The 26,165-nt window shown below is 56.9% G+C and carries 21 protein-coding genes; 14 read left to right on the forward strand and 7 right to left on the reverse strand.

The window, feature by feature from the left end; translation table 11 throughout:
• Nucleotides 1-72 precede the first annotated feature (72 nt).
• The 3 genes from guaA to ACRCJM_RS00595 all read left to right on the forward strand — a co-directional run bounded on the left by guaA (nucleotide 73) and on the right by ACRCJM_RS00595 (nucleotide 5,317).
• Nucleotides 73-1,665 (forward strand): glutamine-hydrolyzing GMP synthase, encoded by a 1,593-nt coding sequence (gene guaA, locus ACRCJM_RS00585; protein ID WP_237210308.1) that lies wholly within the window; start codon nucleotides 73-75, stop codon nucleotides 1,663-1,665.
• Nucleotides 1,666-2,255: 590 nt separating this feature from the next.
• Nucleotides 2,256-4,172: an HsdM family class I SAM-dependent methyltransferase gene (locus ACRCJM_RS00590; RefSeq protein ID WP_431463390.1), complete on the forward strand. Its 1,917-nt coding sequence runs from the start codon at nucleotides 2,256-2,258 to the stop codon at nucleotides 4,170-4,172.
• A 20-nt stretch (nucleotides 4,173-4,192) separates the two neighbouring features.
• Nucleotides 4,193-5,317, forward strand: coding sequence for a restriction endonuclease subunit S (locus tag ACRCJM_RS00595; RefSeq protein ID WP_431463504.1), 1,125 nt, complete (start codon nucleotides 4,193-4,195; stop codon nucleotides 5,315-5,317).
• 121 nt (nucleotides 5,318-5,438) lie between these two features.
• On the opposite strand, the gene tnpA is transcribed toward ACRCJM_RS00595, so the two are convergent.
• The gene (gene tnpA, locus ACRCJM_RS00600) at nucleotides 5,439-5,876 is read right to left on the reverse strand and encodes an IS200/IS605 family transposase (protein ID WP_431463391.1); all 438 of its coding nucleotides are present in this window, start codon (nucleotides 5,874-5,876) and stop codon (nucleotides 5,439-5,441) included.
• A gap of 66 nt (nucleotides 5,877-5,942) precedes the next feature.
• Here tnpA and ACRCJM_RS00605 point away from each other — a divergent pair, with 66 nt between their 5' ends.
• Nucleotides 5,943-7,130 (forward strand): RNA-guided endonuclease InsQ/TnpB family protein, encoded by a 1,188-nt coding sequence (locus ACRCJM_RS00605; RefSeq protein ID WP_431463392.1) that lies wholly within the window; start codon nucleotides 5,943-5,945, stop codon nucleotides 7,128-7,130.
• Between the two features lie 113 nt (nucleotides 7,131-7,243).
• Here ACRCJM_RS00605 and ACRCJM_RS00610 read toward each other — a convergent pair whose 3' ends face one another.
• The 4 genes from ACRCJM_RS00610 to ACRCJM_RS00625 all read right to left on the reverse strand — a co-directional run bounded on the left by ACRCJM_RS00610 (nucleotide 7,244) and on the right by ACRCJM_RS00625 (nucleotide 12,131).
• Nucleotides 7,244-7,663, reverse strand: coding sequence for a VOC family protein (locus ACRCJM_RS00610; RefSeq protein ID WP_083090698.1), 420 nt, complete (start codon nucleotides 7,661-7,663; stop codon nucleotides 7,244-7,246).
• Nucleotides 7,664-7,801: 138 nt separating this feature from the next.
• The gene (locus ACRCJM_RS00615; protein WP_431463393.1) at nucleotides 7,802-9,541 is read right to left on the reverse strand and encodes a glycoside hydrolase family 13 protein; all 1,740 of its coding nucleotides are present in this window, start codon (nucleotides 9,539-9,541) and stop codon (nucleotides 7,802-7,804) included.
• 3 nt (nucleotides 9,542-9,544) lie between these two features.
• Nucleotides 9,545-11,278, reverse strand: a complete 1,734-nt coding sequence (locus ACRCJM_RS00620; protein ID WP_431463394.1) for an alpha-glucosidase — start codon at nucleotides 11,276-11,278, stop codon at nucleotides 9,545-9,547.
• Between the two features lie 22 nt (nucleotides 11,279-11,300).
• Nucleotides 11,301-12,131 carry an endonuclease/exonuclease/phosphatase family protein gene (locus ACRCJM_RS00625; protein WP_431463395.1) on the reverse strand — a complete coding sequence of 277 codons (831 nt, stop codon included), beginning with the start codon at nucleotides 12,129-12,131 and terminating at the stop codon, nucleotides 11,301-11,303.
• A 290-nt stretch (nucleotides 12,132-12,421) separates the two neighbouring features.
• Here ACRCJM_RS00625 and ACRCJM_RS00630 point away from each other — a divergent pair, with 290 nt between their 5' ends.
• From ACRCJM_RS00630 to ACRCJM_RS00650, 5 genes are all read left to right on the forward strand, one after another.
• Nucleotides 12,422-14,041, forward strand: a complete 1,620-nt coding sequence (locus ACRCJM_RS00630; RefSeq protein ID WP_431463396.1) for an alpha-glucoside-specific PTS transporter subunit IIBC — start codon at nucleotides 12,422-12,424, stop codon at nucleotides 14,039-14,041.
• A 97-nt stretch (nucleotides 14,042-14,138) separates the two neighbouring features.
• Nucleotides 14,139-14,906 carry a MurR/RpiR family transcriptional regulator gene (locus tag ACRCJM_RS00635; protein ID WP_237186029.1) on the forward strand — a complete coding sequence of 256 codons (768 nt, stop codon included), beginning with the start codon at nucleotides 14,139-14,141 and terminating at the stop codon, nucleotides 14,904-14,906.
• Nucleotides 14,903-15,358, forward strand: a complete 456-nt coding sequence (locus ACRCJM_RS00640) for a cell shape determination protein CcmA (RefSeq protein WP_431463397.1) — start codon at nucleotides 14,903-14,905, stop codon at nucleotides 15,356-15,358. The genes ACRCJM_RS00635 and ACRCJM_RS00640 overlap by 4 nt, the downstream gene beginning before the upstream one ends.
• 126 nt (nucleotides 15,359-15,484) lie before the next feature.
• Entirely contained in the window at nucleotides 15,485-19,393 is a 3,909-nt protein-coding gene (locus tag ACRCJM_RS00645; protein WP_431463398.1) for a DEAD/DEAH box helicase, read from the forward strand.
• A complete protein-coding gene (locus ACRCJM_RS00650; protein ID WP_237199189.1) occupies nucleotides 19,386-19,628 on the forward strand; it encodes a hypothetical protein in 243 nt (80 codons plus the stop codon). The genes ACRCJM_RS00645 and ACRCJM_RS00650 overlap by 8 nt, the downstream gene beginning before the upstream one ends.
• Nucleotides 19,629-19,684: 56 nt before the next feature.
• Here ACRCJM_RS00650 and ACRCJM_RS00655 read toward each other — a convergent pair whose 3' ends face one another.
• On the reverse strand, nucleotides 19,685-19,867 hold the full coding sequence (locus ACRCJM_RS00655) for an FmdB family zinc ribbon protein (RefSeq protein WP_135013206.1): 183 nt from the start codon (nucleotides 19,865-19,867) through the stop codon (nucleotides 19,685-19,687).
• 64 nt (nucleotides 19,868-19,931) lie between these two features.
• Entirely contained in the window at nucleotides 19,932-20,537 is a 606-nt protein-coding gene (locus ACRCJM_RS00660) for a 5-formyltetrahydrofolate cyclo-ligase (protein WP_431463399.1), read from the reverse strand.
• A 102-nt stretch (nucleotides 20,538-20,639) separates the two neighbouring features.
• On the opposite strand from ACRCJM_RS00660, the gene galU reads away from it, so the two are divergent.
• The 5 genes from galU to ACRCJM_RS00685 all read left to right on the forward strand — a co-directional run bounded on the left by galU (nucleotide 20,640) and on the right by ACRCJM_RS00685 (nucleotide 26,162).
• On the forward strand, nucleotides 20,640-21,545 hold the full coding sequence (galU, locus tag ACRCJM_RS00665; protein ID WP_237194634.1) for a UTP--glucose-1-phosphate uridylyltransferase GalU: 906 nt from the start codon (nucleotides 20,640-20,642) through the stop codon (nucleotides 21,543-21,545).
• A gap of 196 nt (nucleotides 21,546-21,741) precedes the next feature.
• Entirely contained in the window at nucleotides 21,742-22,632 is an 891-nt protein-coding gene (locus tag ACRCJM_RS00670; RefSeq protein ID WP_431463400.1) for a hypothetical protein, read from the forward strand.
• A gap of 129 nt (nucleotides 22,633-22,761) precedes the next feature.
• Complete coding sequence (locus ACRCJM_RS00675) at nucleotides 22,762-24,402, forward strand: CHAD domain-containing protein (protein ID WP_431463401.1); 1,641 nt, start codon at nucleotides 22,762-22,764, stop codon at nucleotides 24,400-24,402.
• 369 nt (nucleotides 24,403-24,771) lie between these two features.
• Complete coding sequence (locus ACRCJM_RS00680) at nucleotides 24,772-25,236, forward strand: DedA family protein (RefSeq protein WP_431463402.1); 465 nt, start codon at nucleotides 24,772-24,774, stop codon at nucleotides 25,234-25,236.
• Nucleotides 25,233-26,162, forward strand: a complete 930-nt coding sequence (locus ACRCJM_RS00685; RefSeq protein ID WP_431463403.1) for a LysR substrate-binding domain-containing protein — start codon at nucleotides 25,233-25,235, stop codon at nucleotides 26,160-26,162. Before ACRCJM_RS00680 ends, ACRCJM_RS00685 begins: the two co-directional genes overlap by 4 nt.
• Nucleotides 26,163-26,165 lie beyond the last annotated feature (3 nt).

Here is a 26,165-nt window from a genome sequence, read left to right on the forward strand (position 1 = left end):
GTCTAGCGCTTCCCTGCACTAGAATAGAACCCAAGGATTACCCTTCAACCCCAACCGAAAAGGTATATACCTGTGACTACCCACAACCCCATCGAGGAGCTCGAAGAGCGCCCCGTACTGGTCGTTGACTACGGCGCCCAGTACGCGCAGCTCATCGCGCGCCGCGTGCGTGAGGCCGGTGTCTACTCGGAGCTGGTCCCTCACACCATGCCCACCGAGAAGATGCTCGCCAAGAACCCGGCTGCAATTATTCTGTCTGGCGGCCCCTCATCCGTATACGAGGATGGCGCCCCCAAGGGCGACATCGCCATGTTTGAGGCTGGCGTACCCGTCTTCGGTATCTGCTACGGCTTCCAGGTCATGGCCCAGACCTTGGGCGGTACCGTCGCTAAGACCGGCCTGCGCGAATACGGCGCAACCGACGCCGTGGTCTGTGCAGAGAACTCTTCCTTCCTGACCGGTACCCCCAAGACCCAGAACGTCTGGATGAGCCACGGCGATTCTGTCTCTGAAGCCCCCGCAGGCTTCGAGGTACTGGCCCAGACCCCCGGCGCAGCCGTTGCAGCCTTCGTTGATGAGAAGCGCAAGTTCGGTGGCGTGCAGTGGCACCCCGAGGTTAAGCACTCCGACTACGGCCAGGTTGCCCTGGAGAACTTCCTCTTCAACGTAGCGGGTCTGAAGAAGACCTGGTCTACCGGCAACATCATTGAAGAGCAGGTTGCTAAGATCCGTGAGCAGGTTGGTGATGACCAGGTCATCTGCGCCCTGTCCGGTGGCGTTGACTCATCTGTTGCCGCAGCCCTGGTTCACAAGGCTGTGGGCGATCAGCTCACCTGCTTCTTCATCGACCACGGTCTGCTGCGTGAGGGCGAACGCGAACAGGTTGAGCAGGACTACGCTTCAACCATGGGTATCAAGGTTGTGACCATTGATGAGTCCGAGCGCTTCTTGGGCGCTTTGGCCGGTATTACTGAGCCTGAAGCTAAGCGTAAGGCTATTGGCCGCGAGTTCATCCGCTCCTTCGAAGCTGCCCAGCGCAAGCTGATTGAAGAGGCTGGCGCTGAGGGCACCGACATCAAGTTCCTGGTGCAGGGTACCCTCTACCCCGATGTTGTTGAATCCGGCGGTGGCGAGGGCGCTGCCAACATTAAGTCCCACCACAACGTGGGCGGTCTGCCTGATGACCTGCAGTTTGAGCTGGTTGAGCCCCTGCGCACCCTCTTTAAGGACGAGGTCCGCGCTATCGGACGTGAGCTGGGTGTTCCCGAGAAAATTGTTGCCCGTCAGCCTTTCCCCGGCCCCGGCCTGGGTATCCGTGTGATTGGTGAGGTCAATAAGCATAACTTGGATATCCTGCGCGCTGCTGACCTGATTGTGCGTGAGGAACTGACTGCCGCTGGCATGGACGAGGAGATCTGGCAGTGCCCCGTGGTGCTGCTGGCGGACGTCCGCTCCGTGGGCGTGCAGGGTGATGGCCGTACTTACGGTCACCCGATTGTGCTGCGCCCGGTCTCTTCTGAGGACGCGATGACTGCTGACTGGTCACGCCTGCCTTATGACCTGCTGGCGAAGATTTCTAACCGGATTACGAATGAGGTTGCTGAGGTGAATCGTGTTGTTCTGGACGTCACCTCAAAGCCTCCGGGAACGATTGAGTGGGAATAAACCAAATTTTCCCCAACAGGGGGAAATAAAATTTTTGTTATTCCGCGAGCCTGTGAGCGGCTGGTTGACTTAGCGCGGCTGCCGCTTGCGGGCCTCGGGGGAGGGGGTGAGCTTGCTCGCTCCTCTCCTTATTTTCCGCTAAAAGGCGAAATAGAAAATCAATTTATTCGCCGACCATAGCGCAGCGGCGAGGCGAGGAGCTCGCGAACGTAGTGAGCTCCTCTGCTGATTTTCCCCAACAGGGGGAAATAAAATTTTTTGTTATTCCGAGGCCATAGCGTAGCGGGCCTCGGGGGAGGGGGTGAGCTTGCTCGCTCCTTCGCTTTTTGTAGTGAGTTATTTAGGGTGCAGGATGTTATTTTTATTCTGCACCATATTGCATAAGATGAATCGAATTTTCTGCTTTTTGTATATTCTGAGCAGGACACTTCATGAGAGAAAGTAGTTAATCAGTATGGCTAGGGATAAAACGCAGTCTGTTGAGCCACAGGTTGCTGATTTCATTAATAATCAGCTTCGAAGCTACAAGCTGGATTATAAACTGGAACAAGAGTTTTTGAATGAAGAGATTGAGAAGGCTCTTTCAAGCTATGCGTCAAAGAACGGTGGAGGGGGGGGGCAACCGCCCGGACGTCAAGCTGCTTTTGAGAGACGGGAAGCTGAATTACTGGCCTGTTCTAATTGAGTATAAGGGCTATGAGGGCAAGCTCGTTAAACTCAACTCTACTGGGCAGGTAGAGAACCTAACCACCAAAGACGAAGCTCACTATAAGAACATTAATAACTATGCGGTAAATGGTGCTGTTCACTATGCAAATGCTATTCTGCACCACACTAACTATGAGCGGATTATTGCTATTGGTATTACCGGCTATAAGGATGTAGCTGGTCAGCTAACGCTTGAATTTGGTGTTTATTATGTGGGTAAGGAAAACCATGGCGTTGGTCAAGAAGTTGGCAGATACTATGATCTCTCTTTCTTAAAGCCTCATAACTTCCAGAATTTTGTTGAGATTATTGAGAGCCTTCATCTTTCCGATGATGAGAAAGAAGCTATTAAGCAGCGGCGTGAAGAAGAAATTGAGACTAATCTCCGCAGACTCAATAATGACATTTATAAGAATGAAAAAGGAATTTCTGAGAACGACCGGGTTTATTTGGTAGCTGCATCTATCATTGCAACCTTAGGTGTGCCTGATAAAGTAGCTCCACTAGCTGTTGATGAACTCAGATCTTCCACTGAGGAAGGTGAAACTGATGGCGAGAAGGTGCTCCGGAAGATTAAATCTTATCTCTCCCATAAGAACATTCCTACTGAAAAACAAAATCTTATTGTTACGACCCTGGGGAATACCCTTAACTCTTCGAACCTGAACAGGGTGCAGAATGGGGAAACTCAGCTGAAGCGGATTTTCACTAAAGTCGTTGATGACTTGGGAATCTATTATAAGATTGGTTTAACTACCGATTTTACGGGCAAGCTTTTCAATGAAATGTATAGCTGGTTGGGCTTTACCCAAGATAAGCTTAACGATGTTGTTCTTACACCCTCCTATGTGGCAACTCTGCTTGCCAGGCTAGCTCGAGTAAATAAAGATTCCTATGTTTGGGATTTCGCTACTGGCTCAGCAGGTCTGCTTGTTGCGGCTATGAACGAGATGCTGGCTGATGCCCACGATTCTATTTCTTCACCGGATGAACTTCAGCAAAAGATTCTGGCCATCAAAGCTGAACAGCTTTTGGGGTTGGAGATTCTTCAGAACATCTATATGCTGGCTATCCTCAACATGATTATGATGGGTGATGGTAGCTCTCGTATTCTGAATGAAGACTCCCTTCATTTCTCTGGGGAACTAAAAATTGGCGAGCAAAATCAGAAATTCCCTGCTACTGCCTTTATCCTCAACCCTCCCTATTCTGCTGAGGGTAATGGTATGGTCTTTGTTCAGAAGGCTCTGTCTATGATGTCTACTGGTTATGCGGCCATTATTATTCAGAGTTCTGCCGGTTCTGGAAAGGCCTCAGTTTATAACCGACAGATTCTTACCAAGAATACCTTGCTAGCTAGTATTAAGATGCCTATCGACCTTTTCATCGGTAAGTCTAGCGTTCAGACTCATATTTATGTTTTTAAGGTGGGGGAAGCCCACCAGGCAGATGATACGGTCCGCTTTATCGACTTCTCTCATGATGGCTATACCAGAGCAAATCGAAAGAAGTCCAAGAGCAGCGTTAACCTGCGGGATACTGACCATGCTAAGGCCCGCTACCAAGAAGTGGTGGACCTAGTGCGCTACGGTGCACGGAAGCGCAGCTTGATTGCTGAGCAGGACTTCTACGAGGGAACCGTTGACCCTGCTGCTGGAGATGACTGGAACCAAAGTGCCCCGGTTGATATTAAACCCACTTTGGAAGACCTCAAGAAAACTGTGAGTGACTACCTGGCCTGGGAAGTCTCAAATATTTTGCAGGGCCGAAAACTGGAGGATGACCGCCTGGGAAAATAAATGCCTCACTCAGCAAGAAACTGGAAAACGTTGAGTGGGGAGAATTTGCTATTGGTGATTTATTTGATGTCCAAGCGTCAAAGAAGCGTTTTGACGCAAATAAAGTGAAATTGCTTAATAAATCTGGTTATCCATATGTTGTAAGAACTTCACAAAATAATGGGATAAAAGGATTATTGGATGCACCTGTTGAGTTTTTAAATTCTGGCAACACTCTATCTTTCGGTCAGGATACTGCGACAGTTTATTACCAGAAAAACCCATATTTTACTGGTGATAAAATAAAGATTCTTCAGCCCAAAATTGAACTTTTCTCAAAAAAGAATGCCCAATTTTTTGTAGCTGCAATAAATCAGTCGTTTAGCTCTTTTGAGTGGGGGGTTGGTAGTTATAGTATTAAGGTAATAGAATCTCAATCCATCAAATTGCCTGTTTCGGGTAGAGAGATTGACTTTGATTTCATTGAGTCTTTCCTAGCGGAGCTAGAAGCTGCGCATCTAGCGGAGCTAGAAGCTTACTTGGAGGCTTCAGGTCTTGACAACTATATCCTAACTCCTGAAGAGGAGGCTATAGTTTCAAACTTTGACTCGCTCAACTGGAAGGAATTCTCTGTAGAAGATATTTTTGAAAAAATTTCAGTTAAAAAAGTTTCGAAGAGTGATGTTCAAAAAAATAGAAGTGAAATATTTGCAACACCTGTTGTTTACTGTAAATATGGTGATAATGGAATAATGTACTGGGCCAAGAACGGTGTTGCTGAGGTCAGGGATAATATTATTTCAGTCGTCTATAACGGGGCTATTGCTGCTGGGAAGGTCTATGCTCAGAAAGAGTCGACGGGAATCCTTGCTGAGAGTTACTTTATTTCGCATAAACAAAATCCAGGAAATCATGAAATTAATTTGTTCTTAAGCGCGGCTCTGGAAAAAGTTCTTTACCCTAAGTATTCGAGAGATTTTCTGGCGACATGGAGTGGGCGCGTCCAGAAAGACATATTGATTCTTCCTAGCGGATTGGATGATGTTATTGACTACGAATCAATACTAATATTGATTTCAGCTATCAAGAAGATCATCATCAAAGACTTGGTTGAATATGCTCAGAGTAAATCAGTAGTTACCCGTCAAGTTATTCAAAATCGGTAACGGATAAATTACTGATAATCTAGAAAATGGCCCCGCCTCTCGAACAGAGGTGGGGTCGATTTTGATATTGGGTGGGGCTGTGTTTGGCTGATGTGTGCGGGGGCGTCAGGGCGTAGACAAATCACCACAAAGGGTTCCCCGGCCCACGAGGCACCTGCCCCTGCTGCTGCACATAGACCCTCACCTTCTCCAAAGGCGCCCCGCCCGTTGAAGCTACAAAATACGACGGTGACCAAAAATGTTCACCCCATAAAGCCCGCTGCACTTCCTCAAACCCAGCAGCTCGCACCCGCTTAGCAGTATTGGTCTTAATAACCCCAATCAGGGTAGATAGAGAAACCTTGGGTGGGTATGTAATCAGCAGATGGGCGTGGTCTTGATCTGTATAGAACTCATCTACCACAACATCGAAGCGGTGGCAGACTTCCTTGGTGGTCTCTTCAATCAGAGCATGGACACGCTCGGTCATCACTTTTCTGCGGTATTTGGGGGTCAGGACAATATGAGCATGCAAATCATAGACCACATGCCTACCACGCCTGTAATCATCTTTATTCACAGTGGTTTACCTTATTGTAGAGTATATAATTCTAGGTAGTATTTTACGGTAGGTTGGAGGTGAACAATGAGTAAGCGAGGATATAAAACGAGGATTTACCCAACCAGCGGGCAAGAACAAGACTTGGCGCGTGTCTTCGGCTGCGTCCGGTTCATCTTCAACCAGTACACCGCCTACCGAGACTACGAGTACGAGAACCAGGTGCTGCAGCGTAAGACCCACTCACAATTACGCTCTATCCTGACCGTCAGTAACAAAAAGACAGCTTTCCCCTGGCTTACACAGGCCCCGGCAGCTGCCTTGCAAGAATCCTGTGCTCAGGCAAAAGATGCCTACGCTGCAATGGTGAAAAAACGTGCCGCAGGCAAGAAAGCAAGAACCCCCAGACGCACTCGTAAAGGGGTGCAGTCGTTTCGCCTACCGGGGGCCAACTCCTTCAAAGTCAAGGTTTATGACGCCAAGCATGGGAAGTTCAAGCTCTATATCCCCAAGGTTGGCTGGGTCAAAGGCAAAGCAGGGCGCAATGTAGAGAACGCCACCAGCCTTACCATCAGCAAAGATAGCACCGGCAAATACTGGGCCTCTTTTATCCTCGAAGCCCAGCACCACACTGCCACCCCCGCCCAGGCTGCCAGTATTGACCTGGGGCTTACCCACCTTGCCACTATCACCACTACTAGCGGGCAGCGATACAGGATTGACACCCCACAGTTTTACCAGAAAAACCAGCGCAAACTTACCCGTGCTCAACGCAAGTTTGCTCGCACCAAGAAAGGCTCAAACAACCGTACAAAAGCTGCCATTGCTGTAGCTAAAATCCACCAAAAAATCCGCAACCAGCGCAATGACTACCTGCATCAACTCACCTCTACTATCACCCGTGAAAACCAAACAGTGGCAGTAGAAACACTGAACATTACAGGGCTGTCGCGCACCCGGTTAGGGAAATCAATCAATAACGCTGCCTGGGCAATGCTGGTAAGCATGTTGGAATACAAACTAGCTACCGCCGGTGGAAGGCTTATCAAGATTGATAGGTTTGCCCCTACCACCCAGACCTGCTCTGTTTGCGGGGCCCCAGGTGGGAAGAAAGCCCTGAACATCAGGGCCTGGCAATGTCAGGAATGTGAAACCTGGCTTGACCGTGATTACAATGCGGCGGTTAATATCATGCTCGCGGCAGGGCTTGCCGAGAGCCTAAACGCTTGTGGAGAGGATGTAAGACGTCAGCTTGCTGGCGCTGTCCTTGTGTGAAGCAAGAACCCATCGAGAACTAGCCTGTGGTGGTGATGGCCGGTGATGAACTCGCCTGGTCGGAATCGCGGGTTAGTTGGTAGGAAGCCCCTCCCGTGAGGGAGGGGAGGAAGTCACCCGCCGAAGTTGAACATCCAGGCGATGCCGTACTTGTCGGTCAGGGAGCCGAAGGTGGCGCCCCAGGGGGCAGCGGTGAGGGGCTGGATGTTGGTTGCGCCGTCGGAAAGCTTGTCGAACCAGGGGCGGGCAGTGTCGACGTCCTCGGTAGGGCCGATGAGGGAGGCCTCCATGTTGGTGGTGGCCTGGGCAGGGGCTTCTGAGAGGGCTGCACCGTCGGAGACGCGCAGGTTGAAGCCGTGCTCGGTGATGAGCTCGGCGTGCATGACCAGGTTTTCCTGCTCGGGGGCGACGGGAGCCTGGAAGTCCTTGAAGGTTGCCAGCTGGAGCTCGCCGCCGAAAACTTCAGCGTAGAATTCGATGGCTTCGCGGGCGTTACCGGCGAAGGTGAAATAGGGGTTGAACTGGATAGCCATGAGAGGCCTTTCTCTAAAGTGATTGAGCGGTTTTAGAGTACCACGCACTGGTTAATAGAAAAGACCATCTAACTCGGAAAAACCCACCTAGTTCGTGGGTTTTTCCGAGTTAGATGGTACCTAGGACTAGGACTAGGACTAGGAGGTGATACGGTAGATCCGGGCCTCGTAGGGGCGCAGGGTCAGCTCAGAGCCAGCAGCCTGCTCGGCGGCGTCCGCGTAGTTTGCTAGCACAACCTGGGCGTCCGCGTCCTCCAGCACCTGGTAGGTGCGGGTTAGGACGCCGTCGGTAAAGTTGGCGACGACCAGCAGCTTCTCGCCTTCCCCGTGGCGCTCGTAGGCGTAGACCTCAGAATCTTCGGGGTCAAGAGGAACAAAGGAGGCGTAGACCAGCAGATCCTTGAGCTCGCCGCGGCGCAGGGCTACCAGCTGCTGGTAGTAGCGCCACAGGGAATCCTCGCGGTTCACCGCCTCAGCCGCGTTGATCTCGGTGTAGTTCTCATTCAGCCCAATCCAGGGGGTGCCGCTCGTAAAGCCGGCACCGGCGTCCGCGCTCCACTGCACCGGGGTGCGGGCGTTGTCGCGCCCCTTGGCGTAGATCAGGGCCATAGCCTCATCTGAGCTCATGCGGTCGTGCTCGGTGACCATATCGGTGTAGAAGTTAATCGAATCAAGGTCCTTGTAGTCCTCAATGGAGTCGAACTGCACGTTGGTCATGCCGAACTCTTCACCCTGGTAGATGTAGGGGGTGCCCTGCATACCGTGCAGCACGGTGGCCAGCATCTTGCCGGAGAGCTCACGGTACTCAGCTGAGTCGTTGCCGAAGCGGGAGACAACGCGGGGCTGGTCGTGGTTGTTCCAGTAGAGCGAACCCCAGGCCTTGCCGTCCAGCTCGGTCTGCCAGGTGTTCAGAATCTGCTTCATCTCGGTCAGCTCAACCGGCTTGCGGGACCACTTGCCCATGCCGGCCTCAGGGTCAGAGTCCAGGCCCATGTGCTCGAAGTGGAAGATCATGTGCAGCTCATCGGTGGTGAAACCTGAGAACTGTACAGCTTCTTCTGGGCCGGTGGCACTCATTTCGCCCACGGTCATGCAGTCGTACTTATCGAAGGTTTCCATGTTGAGCTCGTGCATCCACTCGTGCACCTTGGTGCCATTTTCAATCACGAAAGGAATGGAAGATGAGTGCTTTTCGGGGTCCACGCTGGGGTCATCGGGCAGGCCCTCGGGCTTGGAGATGATGTTGATAGCGTCCAGACGGAAGCCGTCGACGCCCTTATCGAGCCAGAAGGTGACCAAGTCAAAAATTTCCTGGCGAACCTTGGGGTTTTCCCAGTTGAGGTCGGGCTGCTTGCGGGAGAACATGTGCAGGTACCACTGGTCGGTGGTTTCGTCGTATTCCCAGGCCGGGCCGCCGAACTCGCTGCCCCAGCTATTCGGGGGTAGGGGCTTACCGTCCTCATCGACGCCCGAAGAATCCCGCCAGATGTAGTAGTCGCGGTAGTCGTTATCGCGGGAGGCCCGGGACTTTTCGAACCACTCGTGCTCATCGGAGGAGTGGTTGACCACCAGGTCCATCAGAATCTTGATACCGAGAGAGCGGGCGGTTTCGAGCATAGTATCGAAGTCGTCCATGGTGCCGAACTCGGGCATAATAGCCCGGTAGTCGGAGATGTCGTAGCCCATGTCGTCGTTGGGGGAGGCGAAGACGGGGGAGAGCCAGATGACGTTGATGCCGAGGTCTGCCAGGTAGGGCAGGCGGGCGGTGATACCGGGGATGTCGCCAATGCCGTCGCCGTTGGAGTCGTTGAAGCTGCGCGGCCAAATCTGGTAGACGACCGCTTCCTTCCACCAGGTCTTTCCTGAGTTATCTGCCATGGTCTAGTCCCTTTCGTAGAGGTAAATTTTTGCTTCGTAGGGGCGCAGAGTTGCGCCTGCGTCGTCGGTGTAGTTGCTGCTGATGAGGGTACGCGCACCGCCTGGTTCGGTAAAGGTGCGGGTGAGGACGCCGTCGGTAAAGTTGGCCACGACCAGCAGGGTTTGGTGCCCGGTGGGGCCGGTGCCGTGGCGCAGGTAGGCGTAGACTTCGGCGTCCTCGGTGGCGGGTGCCTCGGCCGAGTCAATGAGCTCGTAGGTGCCGTTGACCATGATGGGGTGGGCATGGCGCAGGTTGATGAGGTCGCGGTAGTGGTAGAAAACCGAAGACTCATCGGCAAGAGCTGCCTCAGCGTTAATTTCGATGTAGCGGGGGTTGAGCTTGAGCCAGGGGGTGCCGCTGGTGAAGCCTGCCTGCTCACCGGCCGTCCACTGCATGGGGGTGCGGGCGTTGTCGCGGCCAGAGGCTGAGATATAGCGCAGCATGGTGTCGTGGTCGACCACACCGGAGCCGACCAGCTTGGCGTAGTGGTCGTGGATTTCCAGGTCGTTGTAGTCGGCCAGGTCGGTGAAGAAGACGTTGGTCATGCCCAGCTCTTCGCCCTGGTAGATGTAGGGGGTTCCTGCCATACCGTGTAGCACGGTGCCCAGCATTTTGGCTGAGACCACCCGGTACTCAGCAGAGTCGTTACCGAAGCGGGAGACAGCGCGGGGCTGGTCGTGGTTGTTCCAGTAGTTGGCGTTCCAGCCCTTGCCAGCCAGATCGACCTGCCACTTGGTGAGAATCCGCTTGAGGTCGCGCAGGTCGAAACGCTGGTCGTTCCACTTGCCCAGGGCCGGGTTGGGGTTGGCGTCCACGCCCATGTGCTCGAACTGGAAGAGGGTCTGGAGCTCGCCTCGATCAAAGCCGGTGTAGAGCAGACCGTCGGCGGTGGTGACGCCGGGAGCCTCACCCACGGTAATGACGGGGTAGTGGGAGAGCACCTCGCGGTTCATCTCAGCCAGGTACTCGTGCACGCGGGGGCCGTTGGCTGCCATGGTAATGGAGTCGGTGCCGCCCCCGGCTGCTACCTGGGGGTCATCGGGGTAGGCCGGGTCTTTAGAGATCAGGTTGATGACGTCCATGCGGAAGCCATCGACGCCCTTATCGAGCCAGAAGCGCATGAGGTCGTAGACCTCGTTGCGCACGACAGGGTTTTCCCAGTTGAGGTCGGGCTGCTTGGTCGAAAAGAGGTGCAGGTAGAACTGCTCGGTGGTAGGCTCCCATTCCCAGACGGAGGGGGAGAAAGCCGCGACCCAGTTATTGGGCGGGATGGGGGTGCCGTCCTCGGTAAAGCCTGCCGGGTCCTTCCAGATGTAGTAGTTGCGGTAGGGGTTCTCCCGGCTGCTCTTGGCCTGCACGAACCAGTCGTGCTCATCGGAGGTGTGGTTGACGACCAGGTCCATCATGATCTTGATGCCGGCTGCGTGAGCGGTCTCAAGGAGCTCATCAAAGTCTGCCATGGTGCCGAACTCGTCCATGATGTCCCGGTAGTCGCTGATGTCGTAGCCGTTATCGTCGTTGGGGGACTTGTAGATGGGGGAGAGCCAGATGACGTCCACCCCGAGCTTGGCCAGGTAGGGGATTTTCTCGGTGATGCCGGGAAGGTCACCGATGCCGTCGCCGTTGGAATCGTTGAAGGACCGCGGGTAAATCTGGTAGACAACGGGTTCTTGCCACCACTGGGTTTCGACTGTCATGATGTGCTCCTTTGCGGTTTGACTAGATATCGAGGGTCAGTAGCAGACCGGAGTGGTCTGAAATTGCGGTTTCGTCGGTGTCGGGGAAAACGACCTCGTGGGTGCGGACGCGCGCGGGCCGGTCGGTGAGTACTAGGTCGATACGCAGGGCCTGGGTCAGGTTATCCCAGCCATGAATAGATTTATGCACCGTAAATTCTCCGGTGACCTGTTCAGCAACCCGGTAGGTATCGACCCAGCCACGCTCTAGCATCAGGTCATAACCTTCACCTTGCACCTGGGCAGCATTATTAAAGTCTCCTGCCAGAATGATGGGAGCGCCCCCTGCTAGCTTGCGCATCTGGGTCTCTAACTGGGTAAACTCATCCGAGAAGAGGGGGACTCCTGCCAGCTGCCACCAGCTCATATGGGTGCTAGCAACCCAGGCACCCCCGAACTCCTCGCCCAGTTGTACCGCCACGGCAACCCGCCGAGCGACGTCCTGATCTGTATAGGCAGGGGAGAGGTCAACCAGCTCACAGCGCTCAAACGGCTTCCTGGTCAAAAGGGCTACTCCCTCGTCGTAGCGGTCAAAGCCTAGGTGGGAAACTGACCAGGCCCAGTAGTAGGGGGACCCTAGCTGTTCCAAAAACTGGTTGAGCAGCAGGGCATAGTTATCCTGACGGACGGGGCGGTCAGCGCCCCCGACAAAGCCGAGCGGGGTATCTACCACGGCGGACTCCACAAACTGGTTGACCTCCTGCAGAGCAACTACATCAACCTGCTCCCGCACAATAAACTGAGCCAACTCAAAAATCTTGGGAATCTGGTGCACCTCAAGCCAGCTGTGGGTGTTCAGCGTTAATAGTTTCATCGAGTACAAGCGTCACTTTCACGGGTCAATGAGGAGAGTCCTACGGCTACCCATCCTAGGTGTGCCCGGCCTGTCTGCCCCCACCAAACCCGGCCCCTAGGCCCCGGTACTTTTACCCGCTCCCGAAAAACGTGCCGGTTCACGGCATTAATGCCAAAGTACCCCAAATCACGCCTATGCTCGGCCAAAGAATGGTTAGATAAGGCTAGTAATCACACGGGTGGCGCTCCGCACACACCGCGCTTCACGCGAACGCCGAGTCTCACCTATACACGAAAGGTTCTTATCCGATGATGGAGAAGATTCAGAGGTTCGGCTCGGCCATGCTGGCCCCCGTCCTCATCTTTGCATTCGCCGGTCTTGCAGTGGGTATTGCCATTATCTGCAAGAACGAGCAGCTTCTGGGCAGCATCGCCGCAGAAGGTACCGGCTGGTACAACTTCTGGTCCGTTTGGGAATCAGGCGCATGGACCGTCTTCAACCAGATGGAACTCCTCTTTGTTCTGGGTCTTCCCATCGCTCTGGCTAAGACCGCCCAGGCCCGCGCCGTACTCGAAGCCGGCATGATTTACCTGACCTTCAACTACTTCGTTGCTTCTATCCTCAGCATCTGGGGCGATAAGTTCGGTGTTGACTACAGCGTTGACCTTTCTGAAGGTGCAGCAGGTACCGGTCTGAAGCTGATCGCGGGTATCAAGACCCTCGACACCGGCATCTTCGGTGCCATTATCATCTCAGCAATCGTTGTCTGGCTGCACAACCGCTACTTCAACACCAAGCTGCCCGACTTCCTCGGTATCTTCCAGGGCACCCAGTTCGTCTACGGCCTGGGCTTCTTCCTGATGATGCCCGTCGCTCTGGCTTTCGTTGCTGTGTGGCCCACCATCCAGACCGGTATCGGCAACATGCAGGGCTTCCTGGCTTCTTCCGGTGTCTTCGGTGTCTGGCTCTACACCTTCCTTGAGCGCATCCTGATCCCCACCGGCCTGCACCACTTCATCTACACCCCCTTCGTCTTCGGTCCCGCCGTTGTTCCGGACGGCATCACCAAGTACTGGGTTGCCAACCTCGAAACCTTCGCAGCATCAACCACCCCCGTCAAGGAACTCTTCCCCGGTGGCGGCTTCGCCCTGCACGGTAACTCCAAGGTCTTCGGCCCCCTCGGTATCGCAGCTGCCTTCTATACCACTGCCCGCCCCGAAAAGCGCAAGGAAACCCTGGCTCTGCTGATCCCCGTCTGCCTCACCGCAATCCTGATCGGCATCACCGAGCCCCTCGAATTCACCTTCCTCTTCCTGGCACCCCCGCTCTTCGCAGTACACGCTGTCCTGGCAGCAACCATGTCAGCAACCATGTACGGCTTCGGCGTTGTCGGTAACATGGGTGGCGGTCTTATTGACTTCCTCTTCCAGAACTGGATTCCCATGTGGCCCAACCACTCCGGTATGGTGCTCACCCAGATCGCCATTGGTCTGGTCTTCACCCTGATCTACTTCGTGGTCTTCCGCTTCCTGATCCTCAAGTTCGACTTCAAGACCCCCGGTCGTGAAGTAGACGGTGGCGAAACCAAGCTCTACACCAAGGCTGACTACAAGGAAGCCAAGAAGAACGGCACCCTGGGCGCAGAAGGTGCAGCAGCAACCGCTGTAGCATCCGACCCCTACACCCAGCGCGCAACCGACTTCCTGGCTCTGCTCGGTGGTCCCGCCAACATCACCGATGTGAATAACTGCGCCACCCGCCTGCGCGTCTCAGTAGATGACCCCTCACTGGTCGCTACCGAAGCTGACTTCAAGTCTTCAGGCGCACTGGGCCTGGTCAACAAGGGCAAGGCCTTGCAGGTCATCGTCGGTATGGACGTACCCCAGGTCCGCGACAAGTTCGAAGAAATGGTCAACGCTGGCAAGTAATCGCTAGCTAGTACCCGCTGATACCCCAAGGGCTCCTGAGTAAAACCACCTATACTGTATAGAACTGCAGTGACCGTGAAATACTCAGGAGCCCTTGGTGGACTTACAGGAACTTGTCAACGCGCATCAGAACCGCCTCAGCGACACCGAACGCGAAATCCTCGCCTTCATGCTCAACAACGAGCAGTTCGTTGCCGACTCAACCATCAGCGCCCTGGCCCACAAGACCTTCACCTCGACGTCCAGCATTATCCGCCTGACAAAGAAGCTAGGATTCTCCGGCTTCGCCGAACTGAAGTTTTTCGTGAAAAATTCACTTCTAGATGCAGCATCGCCTAATACAGATTTTCTAGAGAGCGGCCGCACCGACATTCTCAAAACCTACGAGGGTCTCACCAACGTCAACTTCGAGCCCATCCTCAAGAAAATTGAATCGGCTCGTACCATCTACTGCTACGGAACCGGTTTTGCCCAGCGCACCGCTATTCAAGAATTTTCAAAGTCCATGCTGGCCTGCGGAAAATTCACCCACGTCATTCCGGCCTCCAGCGAGTTTAGGGGGAGCATCGGCGTCATGAAGCCCGATGACCTCGTCATCATAGCCTCCCTCTCGGGCGAGACCGAAAGCGCTCTACCCACGGTGCGTGCCCTGGCCGCCCGCAAGATCCCGATGATTGCCATTACCGCACTTGGCGTCAACACGATTTCTGCCGCCGCAGATTTTTCCCTCCACTACGAGTCCACACCCACCGTCACTGGAACAGCCAAAGAGCCCTACCACTCTTTTGTGGCTCTGAGCGTGCTGCTGGACTACACCGTTCGCCAATACATCCAGTACATCGATACCCAAGAAAAGAATTCATGAACGCCCTGCTCTATGCCCTGCGCGACACTCAGCGCCTCCGAACCTTCCTCTTCTGGTACTGGCTTATCAGCCCCATGGTTTTCTTCTTCTACCAGTTTGCGGTATCGCGAGGAGAGAACGTGGACTTTCGTGAAATGCTGAACGAACCCGCTATTGCCCTTGCCTTTATCGTCAGCTGCATGTCACTGATTATGGTGGGCCTGCTGCGGGCAGCAGAAACCGAAAACGAAAATACCGAGCGCAGCTTCGGTATGTTTGCTGTAGTCCAGCAGCTGCTCACCGGCAACGTTCCTGGCTTCCTGCTGAGCTATTTCTATACCCGCTCTCTCTGGGACGCCCCGCGTGAGCCCTTCGCTCCCCGCCTCCGTTGGGTTATACTTGCGGGCATGATTCTGCTCGGTCTGCTATCCCTGCTCACCCTGCTGGCCTACTTCAACCTGGCCACCGGCTAAAAACCAACCCCGGCCCTGTTCCCCAGGAACGGGGCCTTCCTATAGTGCCCGAGAATCTGTGCTGAGGGCCCGAAAGCTCTATGATGGTAGGGAAGTTAACACGTGCAGAAAGCTAGAGTAGATTCAGTGAACGAGCAGGTAAACCCTGAAACCGCTAACGAGCGTCCTACCGGTGCCGCAGCACCCTGGTCCCAGGGCCATGCACAAACCCCGCTGGAAACCCCGGACTCTACCGCTGATGAACAGGTAACAGCTCAGGTACAGGCAGGTCTTGAAGCCTGGGCCGAGCAGATGGAAACCTATACCGGCCCCGATGCCATGTTGGACTTCAACCAGGTCGACTACGTGCACATTGACCTCACTGATGCGAATTCTTCAGGCGTAGCCCAGATGTTTATGGGTCGAAAGACTCGACTGTCAACCATCTTGCGCGATAAGGCCAAGCTTGAGGCTGGCATGGTAGCAGCTCGAGCATTGCGCACCAAGATTTTTGAGCTGGCAACCGGGCACGGGCTAGATGCAGGTTACTTCGTTGCGGGCACCGCCTCTTGGCTTTCGAGAGATGTCCGCGAGGACGGCATGGTGGGCGAGAAGCGCTTTATTGCTCCTATCCTTATGGCTCCTCTTGCTATTACCCCCCACCCCACCAGTGACGACTTTGAGGTTCAGCTCACCGGCCCTGCCCAACTCAACCCTGCCATGGTGCGGCAGATTAAGAAAGAGTACGGCATCGACCTGGGCACCATGGACGTCGCCCAGCTGGCCAACTCCATGCGCAAGCTAGACCCCGAGCCGGTGATTGAGCGGATGCGGGCTACGACCGGGGCTGTACCCGGTATGACTATCCGCTCTACCTACTTCATTTCTACCTTTGCAGACCTTAAGGAAAGCACTGGGGAGCTTCCGGCAACCGCCCATACCCCGCTCGTCCGCGATATTGCCCAGCTCAAGCTCAACCCGCTAGAGCAGCCCTTTGTTGCCCCGGTCCATAACACTCGCGAACCCCTTGATAGCCGCGACCCGGACACCGACATGCTGGTGGTGGACGCGGACGCCAGCGGGCAGGAGATTATCGACCTGGCCTACCTGGGGCACTCCCTGACCGTGACAACCGCTCCCGGTACCGACCAGCTCGGCACCGCAGCCAACATTGCCGCGGCCCTGATTCACCAGGGGAAATCTGTGCTCGTGGTAGGGGAGAAACGCTCCACCCTCAACGATTTCAACCGTCTGCTGGAACGTACCCACCTCACTGACCTCACCTTCAATCTGCTGACCGAACGGGACTCAGAGGCCTACCGCCAGGAGTTCATCTCAGCGATTGTGCGCGATGAGAAGGCACCCGCCCCCAACGTCACCGATATCCACCGGGAACTGGTAGAAACCCGTTCCAAGCTGCGCGGGCACACCGAATCGCTGCGGTTCACCGAATCCCGCTGGGGCTGCTCTGTCTACGATGCCCTTCAAACCCTGGCAGCGCTTACCGCCCAGGACCCGGCGCCCTCTACCCAGGTACGTCTATCCCGCACTACCATGGACGAGCTGACTCACCGTACAGAGACTGTCCACAAGCTCCAGCGGCTAGCTGACCTTGGCGGTTTCCGCCCCTCAACCAGGGCCTCAGCCTGGCACCGGGCTAAGCTCACCAGCCCAGAAGACACTGAAGCCGCCCACGCCCTCGTCAAGAGCCTGCGTACTTCCCTGAACGAGGTGTCAGCGGGTATGGCCCTCATGGCCGACGAAACCGGCCTGAAGCCCGCCACCAGCATGAACGACTGGGGAACCCAGCTTGACTTGCTCGAACGTATCGCTGGTACCCTCAACCGCTTCAGCCCCGATATCTTTGACAGACCTGTCACCGACCTGATTGCCGCCACCGCGAACGGAACCTGGCGACGAGAGCACGGCATCGACATGTCCAGCATCCAGCGCTCCCGCCTGCGCCGGGCCGCCAAAGAATACATCGTGCCCGGCGTCAACATCTCAGACCTGCACGAGAACCTCTTCATCGTTCAGGGCCAGCGCGAAGAATGGATTGGCCTGGCTAAGGACGAACGCGTCCCCACCATCCCCGAGAACCTCGCCGACCTGCGATCCCGCTACAGAGCTCTACTCGAAGAATTTACGGGGCTAGCTATCGTGCTGGAAGATTCCCCGGCCGGCACCCGTTTCTCATCTACCCCCCTCAACCAGCTCGAAGAGAGGCTCGCCGCCCTCATTGACGACGAATGGCTCCTGCACACCCTGCCCGAACGCGTCCGCCTCGCCCGGGAACTGAGCGATCAAGGCCTGGGAGAGCTCCTCGACGACTTCTACGAACGCCAGCTCGAAAGCGGCGCTGTAGCTGCCGAACTGGAACTTGCCTGGTGGCAGACCGCCCTTGAAATGATGCTGGCCTCTCAAGAACTTGAGATTCTGAGTGCAGACACCCTGCGCGACCTCGAAACCCGCTTTCGCCGTGCAGACTACTCGCATCTGGCCTCCGCCCCTGCCCGCCTGCATGCCCGCGTAGCCGATACCTGGCGCGCCCGCATCCACGAGTACGACCACGAAGCGGCCTTCCTGCGCAGCCAGCTCAAGAGCCACGAGTTCAATCTCCAGCAGGTGCTGACTCATGCCCCCACCATGGCCACCACCCTACTACCCCTGTGGATTACCAGCCCCTTCGCCCTCTCAGGCAAGGTGCCCACCGGTATGCGCTTTGACGCAGCGATCCTGCTCGATGCCGAATCCACCCCGCTGGCAGCTAACCTACCTGCCCTCATCCGGGCAGAGCAGGTCATTGCCTTGGGTGACCCCCACAGCGGCTTCCCCTCACCCTTCATGGTCTCTGCGGTAGCCCAGAACACGCCGGTCATCAAGAACCAAAAATTGGTCAGCACCTTCGAAGCCCTAGCCAAGGTCCTGCCCGCACGTTCCCTAGCTACCGTCAATCGAGCCGTAGACCCCGCCCTCTTTGCCTACCTCAACGAGCACTTCTACGGCGGGGCCCTCACCAGCTACCCCTGGGGTGAAGAAATTACCGACGGCACCCCGGCTCTCACCGTGGAATATGTGGACGTCACCGGGCGGGTCTCCGACAACGCCGCCCTCGACTCACCCAGCCTTGAGGTACAGCGGGTAGCCGAAATGGTCATCGAGCACGCCTACCGCAGCCCCCAGCAGACCCTGGCTGTAGTTACCACCACAGCCCGTCACGCCCAGCGTATCGCCGAGGCTGTCCGGCAGCTTCTGGTACGTTACCCCCAGTTTGCACCCTACTTTGCAGCGGGGGATGAGTCCTTCCGCGTTGTCGACGTCTCCCGTGCTGTTGACATGGAACGCGACGTCATTATCTTTGCGTTAGGTGCCGGCAAAACTGCCCAGGGAGCAGCCCACCACTTTGGTCATCTCTCCGAGCGCAGCGGCCGCGAAAGCTTCGTGCTTGCTACCACCCGCGCCCGTCACCTTACCCGCCTAGTCACCTGCGTAACCCCCGAGGACCTTGACCCCCAGCGTCTAGAAAACGGGGCTTTCGATATCTACCGCCTGCTGCTGGCCTACCGCCGTGAGCAAGAAGCCCGCGCCGCTCAGGAACTGACCAAGCCCATCACCGACAAGCTACCGGTCAACGAGTTCCTCACCAACGACCACCTAGAAGCCATCGACATGGGCGACTGGCTGCTCAACGACCTGGTGCGCCGCCTGGGCCAGCACAAGGTCACCCTGCACGAATCGGACGTTCCCCTAATCTCGTTGATCGCAACGAGTGAGGAAGAATCCCTACTGGCCGGGGCAGTGGCTAGCCCTCGGGCCCGCACCATGGTGCAGGACGTGGACCGTACCACCCCGGTGAGGGTACCCCTGGCCGTTGTTTCCGACGGTTCGGACGCCTACGCTGCCATGAGCGTGCGCGAACGTTCCCGCCTGATTCCTGAGCTCCTGGCCCGTACCGGCTGGAACCACATGACCTGCTGGACTATCGAGGTCTTCTCAGACCCCGAAACCCTGGTCGGCCGAATTGGAAGCTACCTGGGGCTGGGGCGCAATGAGTAAGCCATCAGGCGCTGAGCCAGCAGGGGCAGGGGCCGAAACCCCTGGCCCCGGCTACAGCCCCGTACCCAAAAAACGGCGCGGCCACCGCCGGGCCACCGGAGGATCAGCCTTCACCGGCGCTGAACCCAAACTGGCGGGACTTACCGAACCAAGTGCGTCCGCCCCGGCTACCGAGGGGGAGGACGCCCGGGCAACCTGGCTCAAAGAACAACGCCCACCCCACTACGGGCAATAAAAGAAGGGGCTGCCTGCCACATACCGTGGCAGGCAGCCCCTTGAACGTCTCTAGGCTTATTTGCCCTTATCGTTGGCGTAGAAACCAGAGCCCTTGAAAACCACACCGACCTGGCCGAACTTCTTGCGCAGGGTGTCCTGGCCGCACTCGGGGCAGGTCTTGAGCGCGTCGTCCGAGAACGACTGGTGCTGCTCAAACACGTGGCCGCAGTTCTTGCACTGGTAAACGTAAACAGGCACGGATAACTCCATCAAATAGGCGATAAATCTGGGGGTTATTCTACTCTGTTCTGGCGGCTCGACCTCAATTACCCAGGCGGTGCAGGGTCTTCTCTGTCGCTACAAAGTGCAGCCGGGCGTCCCAGCTATCTGCAGGCAGGCCATCGAGAATTTCCCGCTCAAACACAACCCCCACGGTAGAGGGCTCTTGTGCCAGAGGGTCGAGCTGCTCAAAAAGCCGGTCATAGTAGCCGCCGCCCTGCCCCAGCCGCCGCCCTGCCAGATCGTAGGCAAGGGCAGGTATCAGGCGCAGGTTTGCCTGGATAAAGGCTTCAGCCCCGTGGCGCTCACCTACCGGCTCCACGATACCCAGCGCATTGATAGTGTGTTCTACCTGAGGCTGCCACTCTACCCAGGCCAGCTGACGCCGGGGGCGGACGACCGGCACCAGCACCCGGTATCCCTCAGCTACGGCCCGGGTTAGGGCCGGTAGCAGGGGAGGTTCAGTGGGAAGGGGCAGAAAGGCGGCAAGGGTGCTGCCTGCAGGGAGGCCTTGCCAGAGGGGAGCTAGGGTGCGTTCAAAGCCCTGAGCCGTTTCTTGATGCGGTGGGTTGTGGGTTCGGCGTCTGCGCAGGTAGCTGCGGGCAAAGGCCTTAGCCTGGGCGGTGCTTGCTGATCTACTAGAGCTCATGGGCGCCCTCCTAAAGAAGTGTTAGCTGAATCTAGTCACAATTTACTCCCCTTTAGGGCAGCGAATGCAGACAAACTCTAAAATTTGGGTATTCTGAAAGGTATGACTGAAAATAAATCACTCTCCGTGACCAAGGCTGTGATTCCTGCCGCCGGTCTCGGCACTCGCTTCCTTCCCGCCACCAAGGCCACTCCTAAGGAGATGCTGCCCGTGGTGGACCGCCCTGCGATTCAGTACGTTGTCGAAGAAGCCATTCGCGCTGGCCTGAACGACGTTCTGATGATTACCGGCCGCAACAAGCGCGCCCTAGAGGACCACTTTGACCGTGTACCCGGTCTGGAGCAGCAGCTCGCTGATCAGGGTAAGGATGCTCTGCTCAAGAGCGTTGAAGACTCCAACGATCTGGGCGAAATCCACTACGTGCGCCAGGGCGATCCCAAGGGTCTGGGCCACGCCGTACTGCGCGGCAAGGTGCACGTTGGCAATGAGCCCTTCGCGGTTTTGCTGGGTGATGACCTGATTGACGAAAAAGAAGACCTGCTCTCTGCTATGGTTGCTGTCCAGCAGAAGACCGGCGGCTCTGTCGTTGCCCTGATGGAGGTCCCCGAAGAGCAGATTTCTGCTTACGGCTGTGCTGCAGTGCAGGCTGTTGAGGGCGAGGACGGCTTCGTTAAGGTCACCGGCCTGGTCGAAAAGCCCGCTGTTGAGGATGCCCCCTCAAACCTGGCCGTCATCGGCCGCTATGTTCTTTCCCCCAAGGTCTTTGAGGTGCTGGAAAATACCGCACCGGGCCGCGGCGATGAAATCCAGCTGACCGACGCCCTGCAGACTCTGGCTCAGGGCACCGGCGAGGGCGAAGGTGTCTACGGCGTGGTCTTCAAGGGCCGCCGTTTCGACACCGGCGACAAGCTCTCCTACCTCAAGGCCAACGTCATTCTCGCTGCTGAGCGCGATGATCTGGGCCCTGAGCTGCGTACCTGGATTAAGGAATTCGCAGCCGAGCTGTAAGCCCTGATGCTACTGCTGGGCAGACGCGGGGCTAAGGGAGGCCCCGAACCGTTCGGTAGTGAGTAGCTTGGAAGCAGAAGAACTGGGTACCTTCTAGAAGGTACCCAGTTCTTGTCTCATGGCCTGCTCTGTTTGAGAGAGCTGGGGTAGAATGAACTAGATATTTGTGTCACAGAGATAAAGAACGGGGGCAGCGATGGACTTCCTGAGTGGTTCAGGCCTTATTTTGCTGGTATGTGTGCTGGTTGGCCTTGGGCTCGTTGTGCGCCGCCGTAAGTCAGATTCTGTGACCAGCATCGGGGCTGAGAAGTTCGTTGCCGATATTGTTGAGAGCCACGCCAGCGAGGCTGAGGCCCGCCGTGCGCCGTCCGCCCCTCCGGCTCAGGCCGCGACCGAAACCGCCCCGGCTTTTCGGCTGAAGCCTACCCGTCTGGCTGTGTTCGGTCTTGCCCTTGCCTTTGCGCTGGCCAGCCTGGTTACGGGGGTTCTGTCTCTCACCGGTGGAGCGGCCCCGCTCCTTCCCCTCCTCTTCTTGCTAGCTAGCCTGGCTTGCCTGGCTACCTTGCGGGTGTTGGCCCTGCGTGACCGCGACCTTAGGCGGGCCCGCACCGTACTGGCTGTTGAACAGCACCAGGCCCAGCGGCGTCCTTCTGCCCCCTCAGGCACCTCTCGCGCCCCCAGCCGCCAGCAGGGTCGCCCAGCAGCTACCGTCTCTACTGTCGAGCTGAAGCCTGCCCCCGAGCGTCCTGCTCGTGCCCGCCAGCAGATGCCGGTCAGCCACGCGGCTAAGGCCCTCCGGCGGGCCAAAACTCAGCATCACCCGGTATCGACTGCCCCGGTGCTGACATCTGAGGTCGAGGCAACTGAACAACAGGCCTCAACCCGCCTGCGTATGGACGAGGCTCTGCCCGATACCCGCTGGCAGGTCACAGAGGTACCCCTGCCTACTTACCTTGAGGCAGAGACCGTCCGCAGGGAAGCTCCTGCACCTCTTGATACCGAGGTAGCGCCGAAGAGCCAGACCCAGACCCTGGCCGAGGCAGCAAGCCTCAACCTTGACGATGTGCTGAAGCGCCGCCGCGCCTAGGCGAAGATGAAGTTTTTTCAAAGAATAGATACCCAGCCGTAGCCTCACCCTGAGAGGCCGCGAAGCTGGGTATTCTGTTTGAGGGGCAGGACCACACCGCCCCACGATATTCTGAGGAAGGCTAACCGTATGGCTACACACCACCTGGAAAGTGAGCAGAAATTTGAGCTTGCCGATGTGAACAGTGAGGTTCCCTCGGTGGAGTGGAGCTTTAAGCGGTGGAATGTCAGCGAGCCTGTAACGGAGCAGCTCGACGCCACCTACTACGACACCCCCTCGGGCAACCTGGGGCGGCATAAGGTAGCCCTGCGCCGCCGCCTGGGTGGCTACGACCAGGGCTGGCACATCAAGTTCGACGCTGCTGGCCAGCGCCATGAGGTGACCTTTGACCTGCTATCTAACCGGTCCGCTATGCCCGCTGCGGTGAGGAAATTTGTGCAGGTGCCAGCCCTCGGAGAGGAGCTAGAGCCTCGGGTTTCGCTGAAAACCCAGCGGACCCGCACCGTGATTCTCGATAGGGCTGGGGAGCAGCTAGCTGAAATTTGTGATGACCGGGTGCAGGCCCTTGACTACGCCACCGGCCAGGAACGGGCCTGGCACGAGTGGGAGGTAGAGCTGCTGGGGCAGACCGCCCAGGACCGTAAGCTCACGGAGGCGCTTTTTGCGGAGGTTGCCCGCCAGCTGCAGGCTGTCGGGGCTGTGCCCTCGCTGTCGCCGGCTAAGATTGCTCGGGCCCTGGGACAGGACGCCGAGTTCGAGGCTCGGCGGGCAGGCAGCAAAGCTAAGGGACAGGGTAAGAAGGCGGCGAAAAAGAAAAAGAAGGCTCTGGCAGTTGAATTTCCCCCGGTGCCGAGCTCTGCTGAGCTGCTGACTCGGGTGCTTGCCTCTCATACCCAACGGCTTGCCCAGGCTGATTTATTGGTGGCAGCGGGAGCGCCCGATGCCACCCACCAGGGGCGTATTGTTGCCCGTCAGCTGCGGAGCGTGCTGAAGTATATGGCTCTGCCGTATGCGCGCAGCGGTTTTGCTCCGGCTCTTGAAGATATGATGCAGGGGTTGAAAACCTATGCCCGCCAGCTAGAAATGCACCGTAACGGTGAGCTTGTACACCCTATGGCCCAGCAGGTCTTGCAGGCTCACCCGGTGTTAGGGGAGAGCGCAGGCGCTGCCTTCTGTGCGGTCATGGAGCACCAGCAGGCGGACGCTGCCGCCCAGGCCCGCCGCTACCTGGCTTCTGCTGGGAGGCTGGAACTTCAGCTGGCTCTCGAATCTTTACTGGCCGATGTGACCCTGGCTGTGGAGCTCCCTCTCAATAGTGAGAACTACGTGAATAAGGTAGCTAAGCGTTTGCGGAAGAGCCTGGTCAAGCAGGGGGAGCGGGCCGTGGCTACCTGGCCAGAGCAGGCGGCTGACTTCTCCGCGAGCACTGCTTTTGATGAGGGCCTACACGATGTGCGTAAGGCTGCTAAGGCGGTGCGCTACTGCCTCTTCGCTGCTGCCGATGCCGGGCTTCCCCTGACCGGGCCCCAGGCTGAGCTGGTGGTGCGGGCTAAGGCTGTTCAGGCAGAGCTGGGTGAGCTCACAGACGAGTTGACGATGGGGGACTGGCTTCTGGGGCTGCGTGCTCAGGCTAATGAGCTGGGGCTTGACCCCTTTGCAGTCGGCTACCTACTGGGTCGCTCGGAGCTGCTGGCTATGGGCCTGCGTATGACTGCCTTTGACGCCCTGCCCCGGGCCCTTAAGAAAGTAAAAGGTATCAAGCTTACCTAAGTCTGCTCGTGAGCCCTACGGCTTCGTAGCTGACCCTCTTTAAAAAGCTAGAGGCACCTCAGTCAGGTGCCTCTAGCTGCATCACACACAGGAAGAAAAGTCTTCTTTGTACCGCCTAGCCAGCCCTCCCACAGGGCCTTGCGGCTATTTGGTAATAAAAATATAACCTAATTAAGCCCCCTGTGGCTAGTCTTTGGCGAAAATTTTTTGGTTAACCTATTTTGTGGGATAGGTGAACCTAAAAAATGGCTTATTGTGCCTTGTCACTGTGAGGTGAAGGGGTCATCCCGGGTGGAAGATAGGCGGACGCCAGCGCGCCAGACTCTGAGAACAGGCTAGACTGGTGGGGTGAGGGAATGGCTTGAAAGTTTGCACTGGGTAGCCGCCATCGGCTTTATGTGGGTGGTGGGTATCGTGCGCACCTCCCTCGTCTTTTCTCTGGGATGGTTGGCTCAGGCAGGCGGTTCTCGCTTCGAGAAGATTCAGCACCTCATGGACCACCCTCTCTATCGTAGGGCCCAGTATTTTGTGAACCGCTGGGGAGTTCTGGCCGTCCCCGCCTGTTTTTTAACGGTGGGCTTCCAAACCGCGGTCATTCTGACCACTGGCTTTACCCGTATGCCCTTGGCCCGATGGGTGCCCGCTATGTTGGTGGGTACGCTCATGTGGGGCACTATCTATGCAACGGTTGGTATGTCTGTCGTCTGGCTCTGGCTTGAAAATCCGCAGGTCGCCCTCCTAGTGCTGGCCCTGCTGGCAGCCATCATCACCACCGCAAAAATCCGGGACAGGAAACGTTCTATGCCTCGACTACCGAAAGACACCACCTTATGACTCTGAGCGAGCTGATTCTTGCCCGCCCCGACCTGCTCGTCGATGATCAGACCGCCCGCTATGAGCATGTGGGGCAGATACCCGGCTTGTGCGTTGGCTTCGTACCCGGAGTTATGCCCGGTAAATGGTTCAATCGCTGGCGAGAGCGCTACTCTGCCCTGGCCCCCCTGACCGATGTGGCTTTGGGTGAAGGGCGGGGGCTTCAGGCTCTAGAGGCTTTTGCCGATATGGTACTGGTGCGTGCTGAGGACGAGCCAGCTGCTCGCGATAAGAAGCGCTACCACGCGATAGAGCTGTACCGGGAGACACCGGTGGTGGTGCTTCCCAAGGACCATGTGCTGACAGTTCTTGAAACAGTTCCACTTGCCGAACTCGCAGAGGAGTTTTTGCTCCAGAGCCCCGATGAGGTGCCCGAATGGCGCGATCTTTCCGCCGACTACCGGGCCGAGAACCCGCGTCCGCTACCTCAAATGAGGCACCGGGCTGACGCGATTGAGCTGGTGGCTACCGGGCTGGGCCTGTTGGTGGTGCCGATGTCTGTAGCCCGTTTTTACCACCGCAAAGACCTGACCTACCGCCCGGTTGAGGGACTGGGTGAGTACCCGGTTTTGCTGGTGTGGAAGCGGGAGGCGCGTGAGGACGCCCGCGAGCAGGTAATCCAGGACTTTGTGGGGATTACCCGCGGCCGCACCGCTGCCTCTCAGCGCGGTAGTGATAGCCGCGAGGTGGCCCTTGAGAAGCAGCGGCGCGAGAAGGAAGAGGCCAAGCGGAAGCGGGCGGCTGCCAACAAGCGCCGTGAAGCGGAAGACCGCAAGAAGCGGAACGCCCAGAAGAACGGCAACCTGCGCCAGTACCAGGCCCAGAAGGGTGGCAGGGGGAGCGCTAAGGGCTCGGGCCGAGGCTCCCGGGGCAAAAGCGCTAAATAACAA

Source organism: Rothia sp. L_38, assembly GCF_050689125.1.
In the GTDB taxonomy this organism is placed as follows: domain Bacteria; phylum Actinomycetota; class Actinomycetes; order Actinomycetales; family Micrococcaceae; genus Rothia.